This is a genomic window from Streptomyces halobius (assembly GCF_023277745.1).
Classification (GTDB): domain Bacteria; phylum Actinomycetota; class Actinomycetes; order Streptomycetales; family Streptomycetaceae; genus Streptomyces; species Streptomyces halobius.
The window spans coordinates 8931551-8948138 of record NZ_CP086322.1 but is presented as its reverse complement, the minus strand read 5'-3'; the positions used below and the strand labels follow the sequence as shown (position 1 = coordinate 8948138).

Sequence of the window (16588 nt, the reverse complement as noted above, 5' to 3'; positions counted from 1 at the left end):
GACGATGATGGCCCCGACGTCTCGCACGCGCCTCGACGACGGCTGGACGGCATGAGCCCCAGGTGTTCTGTCCACGGAGGTTGGTGACGGATCGCAGGGTGAGGTGGTCTTCTCGCGCCCCACGACAGCCCCGCCGCACCGCGCTCAAGGACCAACCGCCCCCGAGCCGCGTCCCGACCTCACCGGGCAGCACACCTAAGCGCCTGGCGTGGCGACATAGTCGCGCAGATGCCGGGCGGTGAGGGTGTCGCCGTGGGCGACGAGGTCGGCCGGGGTGCCGGTGAATACGATCCGGCCGCCGTCGTGGCCGGCGCCCGGTCCGAGGTCAATGATCCAGTCGGCATGGGCCATCACGGCCTGGTGGTGCTCGATGACGATGACCGTGTTGCCGGCGCTCACGAGCCGGTCGAGCAAGTTCAGCAGCTGGTCCACGTCGGCGAGGTGCAGTCCGCTCGTCGGTTCGTCCAGGACGTAGACGGCAGCCTTCTCCGCCATGTGGATGGCCAGCTTCAGGCGCTGGCGCTCGCCGCCGGACAGTGTGGTGAGGGGCTGGCCCAGGCCCACGTATCCGAGGCCGACGTCGGCGAGCCGGTCGAGGATGACCCGAGCCTGGCCGGCGGTGAAGAAGTCGCGGGCCTCGTTCACCGTCAGGGCGAGCACCTCGCTGATGTCCTTGCCCCGTAGCGTGTAGGTGAGCACCTCAGGAATGAACCGCTTGCCCTCGCACTCCTCGCAGAGCGTGGCGACCCCTGCCATCATGGCGAGGTCCGTGTAGACCAGTCCGATGCCCCGGCAGTTCCGGCAGGCACCTTCGGAGTTCGGGCTGAACAGGGCCGGCTTGACGCCGTTGGCCTTGGCGAAGGCGGCGCGTATCGGGTCGAGCAGACCGGTGTATGTGGCCGTGTTGCTGCGCCGGGACCCGCGGATCGCGGACTGGTCGACCACGATCACACCGTCCCGGCCGGACAGCGAGCCGTGGATCAGTGAGCTCTTGCCCGATCCGGCGACGCCGGTGACGACGGTCAGCACGCCGAGGGGCACCTCGACGCTGACGTCCTTGAGGTTGTGCAGCGTAGCGCCGGTGATGGGCAGCTGTCCGGCGGGCTGCCGCACCCGTTCCCTCGTCCGTACACGGTGGTCCAGGTACCGCCCCGTCAGCGTGCCGGAGCGGCGGAGCCCGGCGACGTCGCCGGTGAAGCGGACCTCGCCGCCGGACGGTCCCGCGCCCGGGCCCAGGTCGACCACATGGTCGGCGATCTGGATCGTCTCCGGTTTGTGTTCCACTACGAGAACGGTGTTCCCCTTGTCGCGCAGCCGGAGCAGGACGGAGTTCATGCGCTGGATGTCGTGCGGGTGCAGTCCGACGGTGGGCTCGTCAAAGACGTAGGTGACGTCAGTGAGGCTCGACCCGAGGTGCCGCACCATCCTGACCCGCTGGGCCTCGCCGCCGGACAGGGTGCCCGACTCCCGGTCCAGGCTCAGGTAGCCGAGGCCGATCTCCACCAGGGAGTCGAGTAGTTCAGACAGGCTCGTCAGCAGCGGTGCCACCGAGGGTGCGTCAATGCCCCGGACGAACTGGGCGAGTTCACTGATCTGCAGGGCGCAGCACTCGGCGATGTTGAGTCCGTTGATCCGGCAGGACAGTGCGGCGGAGCTGAGCCTGCCGCCGCCGCATGCCGCGCAGCGGGCGAAGGTCACCGCCCGGTCGACAAAGGCCCGGATGTGGGGCTGCATGGCTTCCCGGTCCTTGCCCAGGTAGAGGCGGCGCACCTTGACCATGAGACCCTCGTAGGTGGTGCCGGTGCCGCCGTGCAGGAGCTTGATCTTGGTGGCGGTCCTGTGCAGCAGGTCGTCCCACTCGGCGGGGCTGTAGTCTTTCACCTTGACGTCCGGGTCGAAGAAGCCGGAGTGGGCGATCGACTTCCAATACCAGGAGCCGACGTTGAAGTTGGGCACAGTGATCGCGCCCTCGTTGAGGGAGCGTTCGACGTCCAACAGTTCGTCGGCGTCGAGCGTGGAGACCCGGCCGATACCCTCGCACTCGGGGCACATGCCGTCGGGCGCGTTGAAGCTGAATGCTGCCGAGGTGCCGATGTGCGGGGTTCCCAACCGGCTGAAGGCGATCCGCAGCATGGTGTGCGCGTCTGTGGCGGTGCCGACGGTGGAGCGGGAGTTGACGCCCATCCGTTCCTGGTCGAGGACGATCGCCGCGCTCAGATTGCGCAGGGCGTCGACATCGGGCCGACCGAAGTTCGGCATGAACGACTGGATGAATGCCGTGTAGGTCTCGTTGATCAGGCGCCGGGACTCGGCGGCGATGGTGCCGAAGACCAGCGACGATTTCCCGGAGCCGGAAACGCCGGTGAAAACGGTGAGGCGGCGCTTGGGGATGTCGAGGGAAACATCGGCCAGGTTGTTCTCCCTGGCGCCCCGGACCTCGATTACGTCATGGCTGTCGGCTGCGGGCCGCTGGCTGTTGGCCTGGTCTAAGGAAGTCATCGGATCACAGTATTTTACTGTTCAAGACATGTAAATATAGCGGGAATCCCCGCTCGGCAGGCGGCGGGCCGTTCCGGTTGCCGCCAGATATCGCATCGACAGCCAGGTTTTCATCCAGTCGCGCTCTACCTGTTTTCGAGCGCTTTCGAAGGTGACAGCCGGACGATGGTGGGACCGGACACGCCAATTCCGTTCGCCCCGGCGGCGTCGGGCACCCATCCGTTTCGTCATCCTCCGCGATGAGTGGGATTTCCTAGGAGCGCACGTGGACAAGACAACGTACAAGGCCCATGTCACGGCGGCCTTCGACCGGGCCGCGGGGTCCTACGACCGGCTAGGGGTCACCTTCTTCACTCCCATGGGACGACGCCTCGTCGAACGAGCGGCCCCGAAACGCGGGGAGCGCGTACTGGACGTGGGCTGCGGCCGGGGGGCGTGCCTGTTCCACGCCGCGTCGATCGTCGGCGAGTCGGGCCATGTCCTCGGCATCGACATCGCACCGGCCATGATCGAGGAAGCGCGCAAGGAGGCGGCGTCCACCGGTGTCGGCAATGTCGAACTCCACGTGATGGACGGCGAGTTCCCCGATCTGCCGGCCCGCTCCTTCGACGTCGTCACCGGCAGCTACAGCCTCATCTTCTTCCCGGATGCGCGGGCCGCCCTGCCGCGCTATGCCGAACTGCTCGCCGACGGCGGGCGCATCGCCTTCACCAGCCCGGTGTTCCACGACGACACCTTTCCGTTCCTTCCCCCGGTCTTCACCGAGCTCATCCCGCGGTCGCTGCTGGAGAACCTGCCGCCGCAGTGGCGGCCGGAGGAGCTCCAGCGGCGTTTCAACAGCTGGCTGGCGAAAGAGGCCGACCTGCGCCGGACCGTGGAGTCCGCAGGGTTCCGAGAGGTGGAGATCGCCGATGAACCGGTCGACCTCGTGGCCCCGTCCGGCGCGGCGTGGGTGACGTGGTCCCACACCCAGGGCATGCGCCTGCTGTGGGAGCACCTGCCCGACGACGACCGGGAGCGGCTGCGGATCCGGCTCACCGAGGCGCTGGACGACATGCGCACGGACGGCGGGCCCCTGTCGATCGAGACCCCGGTGCGCTACATCACGGCGAGCGTGGCCCGGTGACCTCCCGTACAACGACGAGGCACACCGCCACGGCGCCGTGCGCGATTCCGTCCGCAGCGGGACGCCGCACGCCCGGCCTCCCCTGTCCGCATCCGAAAGGCCGTCAGTCATGAGGTTGCTGATCACCGGTGGCGCCGGTTTCATCGGTTCCCACTACGTGAGGAGCCTGCTCGCCGGCCGCTATCGCGGCTACGAGGACGCACGGATAACCGTCCTGGACAAACTCACCTACGCGGGCACGCTCACCAATCTGCCGCGCGCCCATCCGAGGCTGACGTTCGTCCAGGGCGACATCTGCGATCGCGGGCTGCTGATGGACCTGCTGCCGGGCCACGACGCCGTGGTCCACTTTGCGGCGGAGTCCCATGTGGACCGCTCCATCGCCGGCTCCGCCCCTTTCGTCACCACCAATGTCACGGGCACCCACACCCTGCTGGACTGCTGCTCCCGCAACGGGGTGAGCCGGTTGGTACACATTTCGACGGACGAGGTGTACGGGTCGGTGGACGAGGGGTCGTTCTCGGAGGAGTCCCCTCTGGAGCCCAACTCGCCCTACGCGGCCTCCAAGGCGGCGAGCGATCTGATCGTCCGGGCCTTCCACCGCACCCATGGACTGTGGACCACGATCACCCGCTGCGCCAACAACTACGGGCCCCACCAGTTCCCCGAGAAGGTCATTCCGCTCTTCGTCACGAACCTGTTGGAGGGCAGGAACGTTCCGCTGTACGGCGACGGGCTGCACGCACGGGAGTGGCTGCACGTCGACGACCACTGCCGAGCGGTCCAGCTCGTGCTGGAATCCGGCCGGGCGGGGGCCACGTACAACATCGCCGGCGGGACGGAGCTGACCAACCGGGACCTGACCCGGCTGGTGCTGGAGGAGTTCGGCGCTGGCTGGGACCGGGTGGACCACGTCGCCGACCGCAAGGGCCACGACCGCCGGTACGCCCTGAACGCCGAGAAGATCAGGGAGGAACTCGGCTTCGAGCCGGGGATCCCGTTCAAGCGCGGATTCGCCGAGACCATACAGTGGTACCGCGACAACCGTGCGTGGTGGCAGCCGCTCGTCCGCCGTACGACCGGGTCGGCACCGGCACAACCGGCGTCACGGCTCGGGTGAGCGGACGCGGGGAGCCCCGCCGCCGTACTGGGGCAGGGGCTCGGCCGGGACGGGCGGGTCAGCGTCGCCGTCGCAGGGAGGCACCCGCTGTGCCGGCGCGCCCCTCCCGGAGCGCGCCGGACGACTTCCCGGCCCGACGGGTCGCCTTGCGCAGCAGCGCTTCGGCGGGCCCGCGTCTGTCTCTTCTGCGCAGCAGTTCGGCGATCAGCACACCACCGCACCAAGTGCCGAGGGCGATGAGCGCCGAGCCGAGCACACCGACGCGGTCACCGAGCCCGAAGGTGTACGGGGCGAACAGCACCAGCCAGACGACCGACTGCCACACGTAGCAGCTCATCGACCGCTGGCCGCACGCGGCGACCGCGGTCACGGTCCCGCTCCGGTGGCCCTCCAGGCGCAGCGCGAGCAGGGCGACCGCCGCGGCCAGTCCGCAGCCGCCCGCGTATCCCGTCAGGATGTGCAGCACGCTGAGCCCCAGGGTCATATCCGAGGGGGCGGTGGCCCACGTCCCGGAGGTGATCATCGCCAGGGGGAGAGCGCCGGCGACGCTGATGGCGGTGCCCGTCACCGCCACCCGCCGCAGCAGGTCCCGGTGACGGCCCGGCTCCTCCAGGATCCGCCGTCGGGCCGCGCGCGCACCGATCAGGAACGGGCCGAGCGAAACGAGGGCGAACAGCGGTGTGGTGAACACCCAGGTGCCGACGCGGTACGCGGCGTCGGACGCCGGGTCGGCGGCCAGGAACAGCGCCGCCGCAGTGTCGCCCGGTTGGCCGGAGACGTTCGCGGACATCATGCCCCCGTACAGCACCGACCCCATGACCACACCGGCGCCCGCCACCGTGAACAGAGTGCGGTCACGGGCGCCGGTCAGCCCGACCGCGATCAGCCCGAGCAGCCCGTAGGCGCCGAGCACGTCCCCGGCGAACAGCAGCAGCGCGTGGACGAAGCCGAACAGCAGCAGCCATCGGGCGCGTCGCCGCAGCACCACACGGGCCCCGGGTCCGTCCCGTCCCCGTTCCCTCTCGCGGGCGAGGATCCGGCCCATGCCGTAGCCGAACAGCAGGGCGAACATGGGGAAGCTGCGGCTGTCGGCCAGGACGGTGAGCAGTCCGGCCGTCAGCGCGTCCGGCGGCGAGCCGGCGGTCGGCGGATACCCCCGGATCACCACGGCGCTCCCGCTCACGAACATGTGGGCGTGCACCAGGGCGACGATCAGCAGCATGAGGCCCCGGGCGAGATCGGGGGCGAGCGCACGGTGCCTCGGTGCCCCGGGTTCGGACGGACACGAAGCACCGTCGCTCATCGGTCCTTCCCCCTCGCCGTGTCAGTCCCGCTCCGCGAGCACCAGGTGGACGCTGCCTCCGACATAGACCCCCCACTGGCAGATCGTGGCCTGGAAGCCGAGGCCGGCCAGCCGCGAGACGACCTGGCCGAGCCTGCCCTCGATGTCGTGGACTTCGAGAAGGACCCGCCGGATGCCGGGCCAGCGGGCGGGATCGATGCCGTCGAGGACGTCGAGTTCACCGCGTTCGACATCGATCTTGAGCAGGCCCACGCGGTCCACGCCGTGCTCCGCCATGACGGCGGTCAGCGTGGTCACCTCGACCGGCACCCGCTGGGTCACGTTGAAGGTCCGCCGCACGACCTCCCTGGTCTGTTCGTTCGCGTCGACATTGTCGAGATGCACTTCGAGGTTGCGGGCGTCGTCCTCGGCGTTGTCGTACAGAGTCGAGGCCGAGGCCACGTAGGGGCGGTAGATCAGCTCGGACTTCCCCGGCGCGGCTCCGAGCGCCTGCCGGGAAGCGGTCGCCCCCGGAAGGTGACGGGCGAGGTTCTCGTCGAGACAGGTGTACGCCTTGGGGGCGGGTTCGAAGGCGATCAGGCGGCTGTCGGGCGCCAGCTGCGCGAAGAGCAGGGACGCCAGCCCGATGTGCGCGCCGACGTCGATGACGGCCTCGTCGGGGCGGAGGCCCTCGGCGGCCCTGCGATAGGGAGCGGCACTGCTGATCTCCTCCCAGAGGGTGTGTGCTTCCGCTTCCTGCACCGCCGACACCACTCGACCGTCGGGCAGTTCGCAGCGGGTGAGAGGAGGGTCGGTGGGCAGTTCGTCGGGGAGATCCCACGGATTCGGCATGCCGACGACGCTGCCGCACCAGTCTCGAGGAGCGCACGAGGAGCACTGGTTCACCGTGACCGGGCCGGGGGCCCGGTCACGCGCCGTGCCGGTGCTCCCTGGTCATCCTCTCAAGGACCGGCACGACCTCGTTGGGCGTCGGCATGGTACGGATCTCCTTGCGAAGGTCCCTGGCCCGCTCGGTGTACGAGGGCTCGTCGAGCAGTTGGAGGATCTTCTCCCGCAGCACCTCGGCGGTCAGGTCACGGGCGGAGACGGCCAGGGTGGTGCCCGACTTCTCGTACTCCTCCCCCATGTCCTCGCTCACCCACTCGTAGCCGACGATGACGACCTGGGGCACGCCGTGCAGGTCCGCGGTGGCCTTCGTCTGGTAGCCGGCGTGGTGCACGATCACCGAGCACGACGGGGCCAGTTCGTTGAGCGGGACGAAGTCGGTCGTGCGGATGTTGTCCGGCAGTTCGGGCAGGGCGTCGCGCTGTGCCGGGTCCAGGGCCGCGATGATCTCGACGTCCAGTCCGGCCAGGCTCCGGAAGAGGGCGGCGAGGGTGTCGTTGAGCCGGAACCGCTCGGACTCGTCGCTGGTGATGGACGTGCCGAGGGTGACGCACACCCGCCGGCGCTCCGCCGGTTCGTAGAGCCACCTCGGCACCGTGCAGCGCCCGTTGTACGGGACGTAGCGCATCGGCAGGGTGGGCAGGTCGAGCTCCTGGCGCAGGCTGCCGGGCCGGGTGTCGACGACCCACTGGCCCGTCAGCATCGTCTCGTCGAACCGCCGGTCGCTGCCGAGGCGTTCAAGCGTCCAATTGAGCCACTCGGCCGTCGGGTCCTCGCGCAGCGGCTCGGGCTGCTGGTCGCGGTGGCGTACGAAGTGTCCGCGGGTGACCATCTGGAGGGCCAGCTCGGGGCCGGACACCAGCCGCGCGTGGGCCGCGCCGCTCGCGACGGCAACGATTGCCCCGGCGATCGAGAAACTCTCCCAGACCACCAGGTCAGGCTGCCAGCTGCGGGCCGCCGCCACCAACTGGTCGATCTGCGCGTCGTTGTTGAGTGGCTGGTAGAGCGCGGGGACCACCATGTTCTCGTAGGCGAGGTGGTCCTCCCAGGTCACCTTGGACGGGTCCTGCTTGCTGGTGCCGATGTCATTGAAGAGGGAGATCGCCTCCTTCTGGAAGTCGTCGAGCTGCTCCCACAGGGTCGGCGACTCGATCGGCACGGCGGTCAGGCCGGTCTGGGTGACCGTGTCGACGAGCCGTTCGTTGCAGGCCGCCCGCACCTCGTGGCCCGCGGTACGCAGAGCCCAGGCCAACGGAACCATCTGGTGGAAGTGATTGCCCTCGATCGAGGTGAACAGGACGCGCATCGCTGGATTCCTTTCTGTCGACGCCGGTCAGCCGGTGGCCAGCGGGCAGCTGAGCAGGTGCCTGGTCACCGGCGAGCGGCGGCTGCGCAGGTGCGGGCCCGACCGGTGCGGCCGCCGGCCCGCGGCCACCAGTGCGCGGATGACGGCTTCGGCCTGGGCGCGGGCGAACGGCAGCGTCACCCGGTGGTACAGGGCGGGAACGAGCACACCGGCCGGGCGGCCGGTGACGAACCGGTCGGGGTCGGCGAAGACCTCGGGATCGCGGTTCGCCGCCCCGACGAGCACCACCACCCGCTCGCCTGCCGGGACGCGCTGCCCGGCGAACTCGACGTCGGCGCGGGCGACCATCGGATGGAGCTGCACCGGCGGGTCGTACCGCAGGGCCTCGGTCACCACCAGGGCCGCGTGCTCGGGGGCGTCGGCCACGCGCGACCACTCCTCGGGGTGGTCCACCACCGCCAGCACGGCGCTCGCGACGAGCCGCGCCGCGGTGCGCACCCCTGCGGTGGCCAGCAGCAGCGCCAACTCCCGTGTGTCGGCGGCCGGATGACCGTCCGGCGGCGTAAGGAGCGCCCGCAGCCGGCCGACGGCGGTCACCGCGCGCCGGGTGACGTCCAGTCGCTGCGGGCACAGCAGGCCGTCGAGGACGACTCCGGCGGCGGCGCAGGATGCGGTGAGTTCCCAGTGGTGCGGCGCGGACAGTCCGAACGTCTCGGCGAGTAGGTCCACCGGAACCCGCTCCGCGAGGTCGGTGACGAGGTTGAAGCTTCTGGCCAGGCCGTGCACCACCCGCTCGCACACCGCTGTGGCGGCGGAGGGGCTGAGGGTGGTCTCCACCAGCGCGCGCAGCCGCTCATAGTGTGCGGCGTCGCCGCCCAGTCCCGCGTCGTCCGCCGGTACGTGGGCGTCCTCGCCGGTCACCGGGCCGTGCGGCCACGCCTCGCCCAGCAGCGTCCCGGCGAGGTCGTGGTCCGCTGTCACCCAGGCGCCCATGGAGCTGCGCCACAGCGGGCCGAGCGCGCGGATCCGCTCGTAGCCCGGGTGGGGGTCCTCGGCGTGACCGCGGAGCACATCGGCGTACGGATCACCCTTGACCTGGTGCAGCCACACCTCCCCGTGCGCCCGCTGCAGCCGCCTGCCCAACTCGCCGATCTCCACGCGGTTCCGTGTCTCTTGAATGTCGCTCACCTTTGACGGTCTCCTCTAGACGAGCGGAAACTTCTCGTTGTTCAGCGGATCCCCGGGCGCCAAGTGGGAGATGTGGGCGTCCTCGGTCCCGGGCCGGTAGGTGGTGTCGGCGTCCATGTAGACGATGCCGTGGCCCATCCGGGGGCTGTCGGTCAGGTTCGGCCCGGCCATGTGCACGGTGCGGCAGTGGTGGAAGGCGACGTCACCGGCCTTCAGCGGGACGGTGATCCGGGGCTGCCAGGCGTAGTCCGGCCAGATGTCGGAGATGGCCCGGTGCTCCGCGAAGCTGGTCATATGGGTCTGCCGGTGGGCGGCGTCACGCAGATGGGAACCGGGCACATAGCTGAGGCAGCCGCTCTCGATCGGTACGTCGACCAGCGCGACCCACGCGGTGAGCGTCCGGTCGAGGCCGTCGAGCGGCAGTCCCGTCTCGTCGTCGTGCACCAGCGTGGGCAGCGTGGTCAGGGTCTTCTGGCCCGCTTTCAGGAGGATGTCGGTGCTGTAGAGGCGCAGCGGGGCGCCGGCGAGCCGCTTGGCGATTCCGGTGATCGCCGGGTGCAGCGCGAGGTCGCGCAGCGCCTCGTGCTTGAGCCAGGCCTGGGCGACGAAGTGCACCTGCACCGCGTCCTCGCCCGCGCCCCAGATCTCCGGGCCGTGCTGGGCCATCAGTTCCTCGGAGGCCGCCCTGAACCGCTCCGTCTCGGAGGCGGAGAGGACCTGCGGGATCCGGACGAAGCCGTTCTCCTCGTAGTACCGGCGGGCCTCGTCGGTGAGGACGTCGGCCGTGATCGGGTCGGTTCGAGCCGTCATGCGGATTCGCTCCTTCGTCGCGGTGGTACGGACGTCTGTGGGTCGGGCCGGAGCCGGGTGGGCCCCCGGCGGGGTCGCGTTCATCGGGACAGCACCTGGGCCAGTACGTCGCGCAGGGTCGCGGCGGGGTCGTCCGGCCGGGTGGCGGTGCGCCAGGCGACGACGCCGTCGGGCCGGATCAGGCTGGCGCCGCGCGTGCCGATGCCGAACCGTTCGGCCAGTTCGCCGTCGGGGTCGCGCAGATCGGTGGCCAGGCCGTGGACCTCGATGGGGACGCCGAGTTCGTTGCTCGCGCTCAGGGCCCACTCGGTCCAGCCGGCGCCGTCCTCACCGGTCATCAGCAGCCAGCCGGAGCCGAAGAGGTCCACGGTGGAGATCCGTTCGCCCGCCCGCCGCACCCACACGTGCGGCATCCGGAATCCGGGCCGTCCGGTGGGCCGGGCCGGGGACTCGACCCGGGAGGTGTCGTCGTCGATGACGACGGCGTCGGAGCGGTACCGGAAGCCGAGGATCACCTCGGCGTAGCCGACGGGCTCCGCCATCCGGTTCTGGAGGTGCGGGGCGAGCCGGGAGGCGTAGAGGTGCATGGACTCGTCCATCACGAGCTGGGCCACGAGCCTTCGCTCGGGCTCGTAGCTGTCCAGCAGCCCCGGCCCGGCCTGGCCGGTCAGTACGGCGGACAGCTTCCAGGCCAGGTCGTATCCGTCGCCGATGGCCGTGTTGCCGCCGAGCCCGCCGGTGGGCGGTACGACCTTGGCCGAGTCGCCGACCAGGAACACCCGGCCGGCGCGCCACCGTTCGGCGATGCGGGCCGCCATCTCCCAGCGCTGGATGTCCAGGACGTGTGGCTCCAGGTCGGGTGCGTCCAGGCCGATGCGGATCAGCTCGACGCAGCGGTCGGGGGTGAAGTCGTCGGCGGATTCGCCGCGCTCGGGGTCGTACTCGACCAGGAAGGTGTGCCGCTCCGGCCGGTCGCTGCCGATGAAGATGCCGCTGAAGTGAGGGTTGCGCAGGTAGTACAGTCCGGACGCGTCCGGCGGGAGCACCTTCGACAGATCGGCGTCGAAGATCGTGCCGACCACGTGGGACAGCGAGCCGTGGCCGTGGCGGGCGATACCGAGCCCTTCCCTGACAGGGCTGCGGTCGCCGTCGGCGGCGACGAGATAGCGCGCCCGCACGGTGGTCTCCGCGTCGCTCCTGCGGTCGCGCAGCACCGCGGTGACCCCGTGCGCGTCCTGTTCGTAGGAGACCAGCGCGGTGCCGAACCGGATCAGCGCTCCGTCCTGGAGGGACCGGGCCCGCATCAGGGGCTCCAGCTGATCCTGCCAGGCCAGCGCCCACGGCATCGGGGAACAGGGCGCGGTGGTGGCGACCAGGTGGTCGAAGCCCTCCTCGAAGGTGCCGAGCACCTCGCCCCGTACGGTCTCGGCGACCCGGGTCGTGAAGTGGCCCTTCGCGCCCCGGTGATCGGTGACCTGCTGCACCCCCTCGGCGATCCCGGCGAGCCGCAGTAGTTCCATCGTGCGCGGATTCTGGCCGATCGCCCTGGGGTGGATCGACGTCGTCGGGTGCTTCTCGGCCATGAGCACCCGCACGCCCAGCCGGGCGAGGAACATCGTCGTGGCGAGCCCGCCCAGGCCCGCGCCCACGACCAGGACATCAACTTCTCTGTCGGCTGCGGCCATTGTCGTCCTCCCGCTTCGGTGCGGCGCCCGGTCGGGCCGCTGGTACCCGAGAGGCCGAGACTCGCCGGTCGGCTTCGAAGTCCGCTGGAAGCCCGCCGACGGGGCCTCGTGCGACGCTGCGGGATTCCTCGAGCGCCGTGCGAACGCGCACCGTCAGGGTGGGGTCCATGCGAGTGCTGTTCACGCCGTTCCCTGCGAGCACCCACGTCCACACCCAGGTACCGCTGGCGTGGGCGATGCGGGCCGCGGGACACGAGGTCCGTGTTGCCACCCAGCCGGACGTGGTCGAGGACATCAACAACGCCGGCCTGACCGCGGTCGCGGTCGGCGAGGTCCTCGACGTTCCGGCCACGATGAACCCGGACTACACAGACGAGCCCGAGGAGATCCGTGACGAAGCCTGGCTGGACGTCCTCGACATCAGCGAGACCTGGCCGGAGAAGCTGACCTATCCCTATGTGCACGGGGTGCTCACCGCGTGGACGTCGTTCGTCTACCAGAACACCCTGCCGGACGACACGACCGAGGAGCTGATCGACTTCGCCCGTGCCTGGCGGCCCGATCTGGTCGTGTGGGACACCATGTACTACCCCGGCGCGCTCGCGGCCCGGATCAGCGGCGCGGCCCACGCCCGGCTGATGTTCGGGCTGGACCTGGTGGGGCTGATGCGCCAGCACTACCTGAGCGGGCTGGCCGGACTACCGCCGGCGCTGCGGGAGGATCCGCTGGAGGAGTGGATGAGCCGGATCCTGCGGCGGCACGGCCGGGAGTTCACTGAGGACCTGGTCGTGGGCCAGTGGACCATCGATCCCGTTCCGCCGTCGCTGCGGCTGCCCGTCGACCTGCCGTCCGTGCCGGTGCGTTACGTGCCGTACAACGGCGAGGCGACGATCCCCGGATGGCTGCGGGAGCCACCCCGGCGGCCCCGCGTCTGTCTGACCCTCGGCAGGTCGTTCCGCGAGGTGGTCGGCGCGGACCGGACGTCCGTCGGCGATCTGCTGGCCGCGGTGGCGGAGCTGGACGTGGAGGTGGTCGCCACCTTCACCGCGGACCAGCTCGATCCGGGCCGGCGCGTGCCGGACAATGTGCGGGTCGTCGACTTCGCCCCGCTGGACGCCGTGCTGCCCGCCAGCGCGGCGATCGTCCACCACGGCGGTTCGGGGACGCTGCACACGGCACTGGCGCACGGCGTCCCCCAGGTGATGGCGCCGGCCAAGATGTGGTGCAACGTCCCCAAGGCGCACCGGGTGCGGGACGCGGGCGCCGGGCTGTGCGTCGATCCGGAGGAGCTGACGCCGGACGGGCTGCGCGCCGCGCTGGTCCGGGTGCTGGAGGAGCCGTCGTTCCGCACGAACGCGGACCGGCTGCGCCAGGAGGTCGTCGGTACACCGGCTCCCGCCGATATCGTCCCGGTGCTGGAGAAGCTCACGGCCGAACACCGGGCGGGCGCTCTGATGTTCTGTCCACGGAGGTTGGTGACGGATTCCACGGTTGGGTGATCTTGAACGTGTGAGGGCCTTCCGGGTTCGGTGCGGATTGCGACGTCTACACACGAACGATCAGAAGGTCCTCATGCCCCACCGTAATAACCCTTGACCGAGACCGGCCGTCTGCGTCTGGCCCGCTGCGTCGTCGAGGACGGCTGGCCGCTGCGGCGGGCCGCCGAACGCTTCCAGGTCTCACCGACTACCGCGAAGCGGTGGGCGGACCGCTGTCGCCAGCACGGCGAGGCCGGGATGTGTGACCGCTCTTCGCGTCCGCATCACAGTCCGCGTCGGCCCCCGACCCGCACCGAGCGGCGGATTGTCAGGGTCCGTCTCCTGCGCCGCTGGGGACCGGCCCGCATCGCCTGCCTGCTGCGGTTGAACCCCGCGACCGTGCACCGCGTCCTCGCCCGTTTCCAGCTCGCCCGCCTGGCCCACCTGGACCGAACCACCGGCCGCGTGATCCGCCGCTACGAACACGCCGCCCCCGGCGACCTGGTCCACGTCGACATCAAAAAACTCGGGAACATCCCCGACGGCGGCGGCCACAAGGTCCTCGGCAGGACCGCCGGCCGCAAGAACCGCGCCAAGGAAGGCGTTTCACACAAGCGCACCCGGTCCTACCGGCCCCAGACCAACGGGAAGGTGGAGCGGTTCAACCGCACCCTGCTCGACGAATGGGCCTACGCAAAGCCCTACGCCAGCGAGCGGGAACGACGCGATGCCTACCCCGCCTGGCTGCATACCTACAATCACCACCGCGGACACACCGCGCTCAAGGGCCAACCACCCGCCAGCCGCGTCCCCAACCTCACAGGGCAGTACATCTAGATCGCCCGATGTTCGGCCTGCCGCGGCCCTGGGGGTACCGACGCCCCCAGGGCCGCGGCGTCTTCATGCGGACTCAGACGGGGTGGTCCCGATCCGGGGGAACGGGGTGGTCGAGAAGATCACCTCAACCGGGACCTCGAAGTACTCCGCGATCCGCAGGGCCAAGTACAGACTGGGGCTGTACTCGCCGCGCTCCAGGTAGCCCACCGTCTGGTAGTGCACCCCGAGGGCGTCGGCGAGCTGCCTGCGGGTGATGGCGCGCTCCACCCGCAGCACGGCGATGCGGTTGTGCACCGTCTCGGCCCCGCCGCCGCCCCGGGAACGCCCCTGCTCACCGGCTGCCTGCCGGCCCGCGGCGGACTTGCCGGTGCCGGTGCCGGGCCGGGCGGCCGACGCCCCGGTCTCCGGCTCCGACGCCGACGTGCCGCGGCGCGTCGCACCGCCCTTGCTGCCGAATGCCCTGTCACCCAACGCGCTTCAATGCCTCCTGCTGTCGTGCCTCGACCTTCGATCCCGTCTCGCCGCGCGCCGTACGCCCCAGGACCTTCGGCGCGATCAGCAGCGCGACGACGGCCCAGGCGAGGAGCACGAACGCGGTCATGGGCCTGCGCCAGGAATCGCCGAGCTCGACCGCGACCGCTGCCTCGGGCAGCAGCGCGGCGCGGGTACCCAGTCCGACCCAGTACACGGGGAAGATCTGCGAGATGCCCTGGAGCCAGCCCGCCAGCGAGGTGATCGGGTAAAAAATACCCGAGATCGCCAGCAGACCCATCGTCGGGAAGATGCCCCACGTATTGGCGCCGCGCGGGTTCTTCACCATCGCCCCGATGATCAGGCCGATCGGCATGGTGGCGAGCAATCCGAGGGCCAGCACCCACAGCAGGTTCAGCCACTTGGCGAGGTCCCCGGTCACCAGGTCCTCGAAGAGGAACACGCTGGGCACCAGGATGATCGTCAGCGTGAGCAGGGTGCTCAGCGCGATTCCCAGGATCCGGCCGGCGACGTAGCCGACGAGGCCCTGCGGCACGGTCCTGGCCCGCAGCAGCGTTCCGTCCTCCCGCTCGGCCGCCAGCGCGAACGCCGCGCCGCCCAGGGCCTGGAAGGCCAGCAGTCCGCCGATCATGCTCGGCATGGACAGCGTCGCCAGTGAGAGGTCGGTGCCCTCCACGGTCGTGTTCCGCATGAAGAACAACACCCCGAGGAAGACACCCCCGAGGACGAGGTAGTAGATGATGTCGCCGGGCGTGGTCAGGCTCTGTCGGAACTCGGTCCAGCCGCGGCGCAGACCGAGCCGTACGGCGTACACGGTGGGACTCACTGACCCGCCTCCCGGAACGCGGCGATCGCCTCTTCGGACCGGCCGGCCTCGTGCTGCCGGACCATGGTCATGTAGGTGTCCTCCAGACTGGCCCGGCGCACCTCGAGGTCACGGACCCGGTCGCCGTGCTGCTTGAACAGTTCGTGGACGAACGGGCTGGCGTCGGGGGTGGCGTGGACGAAGTGCTCGCCGCTCACGCTCCAGCGGACCTCGGCCTTGCCCGACGCCTGCCGGGCGAGCTGGTCGGCGCTGCCGTTGGCGACGATCTGACCACCGGCCAGGATCAGAATACGGTCGGACAACTTCTCGGCCTCGTCTAAGTCGTGCGTGGTGAGCAGGATCGTGGTGTCCTCCAGGTCGGAGAGCCGGTGCACCACGTCGTGGAAGTCCCGGCGGGCCTTGGGGTCGAACCCGACGGTGGGCTCGTCCAGGAACAGCACCTCCGGCCGTCCTACGATGCCGATCGCCACGTCGAGGCGACGGCGCTGCCCGCCGGACAGGGACCCGATCTTCTGGTCCGCCTGCTCCTCCAGGCTGACCATGGCGATCAGCTCGTCCACGTTCCGTGGTCGGGGCCGCTCGGCGGTGGAGTAGGGCCGGTAGAAGTCGCCCAGCTGGGCCAGCAGCTCCCGGACCTTCCACTTCCCGTGGTCGCGCCATGACTGGAGCACGATGCCCAGTCTGGCGCGCCACCGCTCGTCGCCACTGGCCGGATCGGCACCGAGCACACTGACCTCACCGGCCGAACGGGTGCGGAACCCCTCCATGATCTCGATGGTGGTGGTCTTTCCGGCACCGTTCGGCCCCAGCAGAGCGAGGACCTCACCCCTGCGGACGCTGAAGTCGACCCCGTTCAGCACGTCCTTGGACCCGTATCGCATCCGCAGTCCGCGGATATCGATCACCCGTTCGCCTGCCGAGCTCTCAGGCGATCCCGCAGCCTGACTCAGCTCGTGCAGATCGCTTGCCTCTGCCATAGGCCCTCTACCTTTCGATCAGACCTGTTAGATCAAACATAGTATCTCTGCTACGA

At 70.1% G+C, this 16588-nt stretch carries 13 protein-coding genes and 1 pseudogene; 4 read left to right on the top strand and 10 right to left on the bottom strand.

Annotation, left to right across the window (positions count from 1 at the left end; genetic code table 11):
* Positions 1-195 precede the first annotated feature (195 nt).
* The gene (locus K9S39_RS40600) at positions 196-2499 is read right to left on the bottom strand and encodes an ATP-binding cassette domain-containing protein (RefSeq protein ID WP_248868284.1); all 2304 of its coding nucleotides are present in this window, start codon (positions 2497-2499) and stop codon (positions 196-198) included.
* A 265-nt stretch (positions 2500-2764) separates the two neighbouring features.
* Between K9S39_RS40600 and K9S39_RS40595 the strand changes: the two genes are divergently transcribed.
* Together K9S39_RS40595 and rfbB are read left to right on the top strand one after the other, a co-directional pair.
* A complete protein-coding gene (locus K9S39_RS40595; RefSeq protein ID WP_248868283.1) occupies positions 2765-3625 on the top strand; it encodes a class I SAM-dependent methyltransferase in 861 nt (286 codons plus the stop codon).
* Between the two features lie 109 nt (positions 3626-3734).
* Positions 3735-4745 carry a dTDP-glucose 4,6-dehydratase gene (rfbB, locus tag K9S39_RS40590; protein ID WP_248868282.1) on the top strand — a complete coding sequence of 337 codons (1011 nt, stop codon included), beginning with the start codon at positions 3735-3737 and terminating at the stop codon, positions 4743-4745.
* A 58-nt stretch (positions 4746-4803) separates the two neighbouring features.
* Here rfbB and K9S39_RS40585 read toward each other — a convergent pair whose 3' ends face one another.
* The 6 genes from K9S39_RS40585 to rdmE all read right to left on the bottom strand — a co-directional run bounded on the left by K9S39_RS40585 (position 4804) and on the right by rdmE (position 11922).
* Positions 4804-6048, bottom strand: a complete 1245-nt coding sequence (locus K9S39_RS40585) for a DUF418 domain-containing protein (RefSeq protein ID WP_248868281.1) — start codon at positions 6046-6048, stop codon at positions 4804-4806.
* 21 nt (positions 6049-6069) lie between these two features.
* On the bottom strand, positions 6070-6879 hold the full coding sequence (locus K9S39_RS40580) for an FkbM family methyltransferase (protein ID WP_248868280.1): 810 nt from the start codon (positions 6877-6879) through the stop codon (positions 6070-6072).
* A gap of 76 nt (positions 6880-6955) precedes the next feature.
* Positions 6956-8239, bottom strand: a complete 1284-nt coding sequence (locus K9S39_RS40575) for an activator-dependent family glycosyltransferase (RefSeq protein WP_248868279.1) — start codon at positions 8237-8239, stop codon at positions 6956-6958.
* Positions 8240-8266: 27 nt separating this feature from the next.
* A complete protein-coding gene (locus K9S39_RS40570; protein ID WP_248868278.1) occupies positions 8267-9427 on the bottom strand; it encodes a cytochrome P450 family protein in 1161 nt (386 codons plus the stop codon).
* A 15-nt stretch (positions 9428-9442) separates the two neighbouring features.
* Positions 9443-10237 (bottom strand): phytanoyl-CoA dioxygenase family protein, encoded by a 795-nt coding sequence (locus K9S39_RS40565; RefSeq protein WP_248868277.1) that lies wholly within the window; start codon positions 10235-10237, stop codon positions 9443-9445.
* Between the two features lie 80 nt (positions 10238-10317).
* Positions 10318-11922 carry an aklavinone 12-hydroxylase RdmE gene (gene rdmE, locus K9S39_RS40560; RefSeq protein ID WP_248868276.1) on the bottom strand — a complete coding sequence of 535 codons (1605 nt, stop codon included), beginning with the start codon at positions 11920-11922 and terminating at the stop codon, positions 10318-10320.
* Positions 11923-12089: 167 nt separating this feature from the next.
* On the opposite strand from rdmE, the gene K9S39_RS40555 reads away from it, so the two are divergent.
* Positions 12090-13421: an activator-dependent family glycosyltransferase gene (locus tag K9S39_RS40555; protein WP_248868275.1), complete on the top strand. Its 1332-nt coding sequence runs from the start codon at positions 12090-12092 to the stop codon at positions 13419-13421.
* 73 nt (positions 13422-13494) lie between these two features.
* Positions 13495-14237 (top strand): annotated as a pseudogene (locus tag K9S39_RS40550) (integrase core domain-containing protein).
* A gap of 63 nt (positions 14238-14300) precedes the next feature.
* On the opposite strand, the gene K9S39_RS43255 reads toward K9S39_RS40550, so the two are convergent.
* The 3 genes from K9S39_RS43255 to K9S39_RS40535 are packed head-to-tail and all read right to left on the bottom strand — an operon-like array spanning position 14301 to position 16436.
* Entirely contained in the window at positions 14301-14708 is a 408-nt protein-coding gene (locus K9S39_RS43255; protein WP_406708105.1) for a helix-turn-helix transcriptional regulator, read from the bottom strand.
* Complete coding sequence (locus tag K9S39_RS40540; protein ID WP_248868274.1) at positions 14701-15555, bottom strand: ABC transporter permease; 855 nt, start codon at positions 15553-15555, stop codon at positions 14701-14703. Before K9S39_RS40540 ends, K9S39_RS43255 begins: the two co-directional genes overlap by 8 nt.
* Positions 15552-16436 carry an ABC transporter ATP-binding protein gene (locus K9S39_RS40535; protein ID WP_248869197.1) on the bottom strand — a complete coding sequence of 295 codons (885 nt, stop codon included), beginning with the start codon at positions 16434-16436 and terminating at the stop codon, positions 15552-15554. Before K9S39_RS40535 ends, K9S39_RS40540 begins: the two co-directional genes overlap by 4 nt.
* Between the last annotated feature and the right edge of the window lie 152 nt (positions 16437-16588).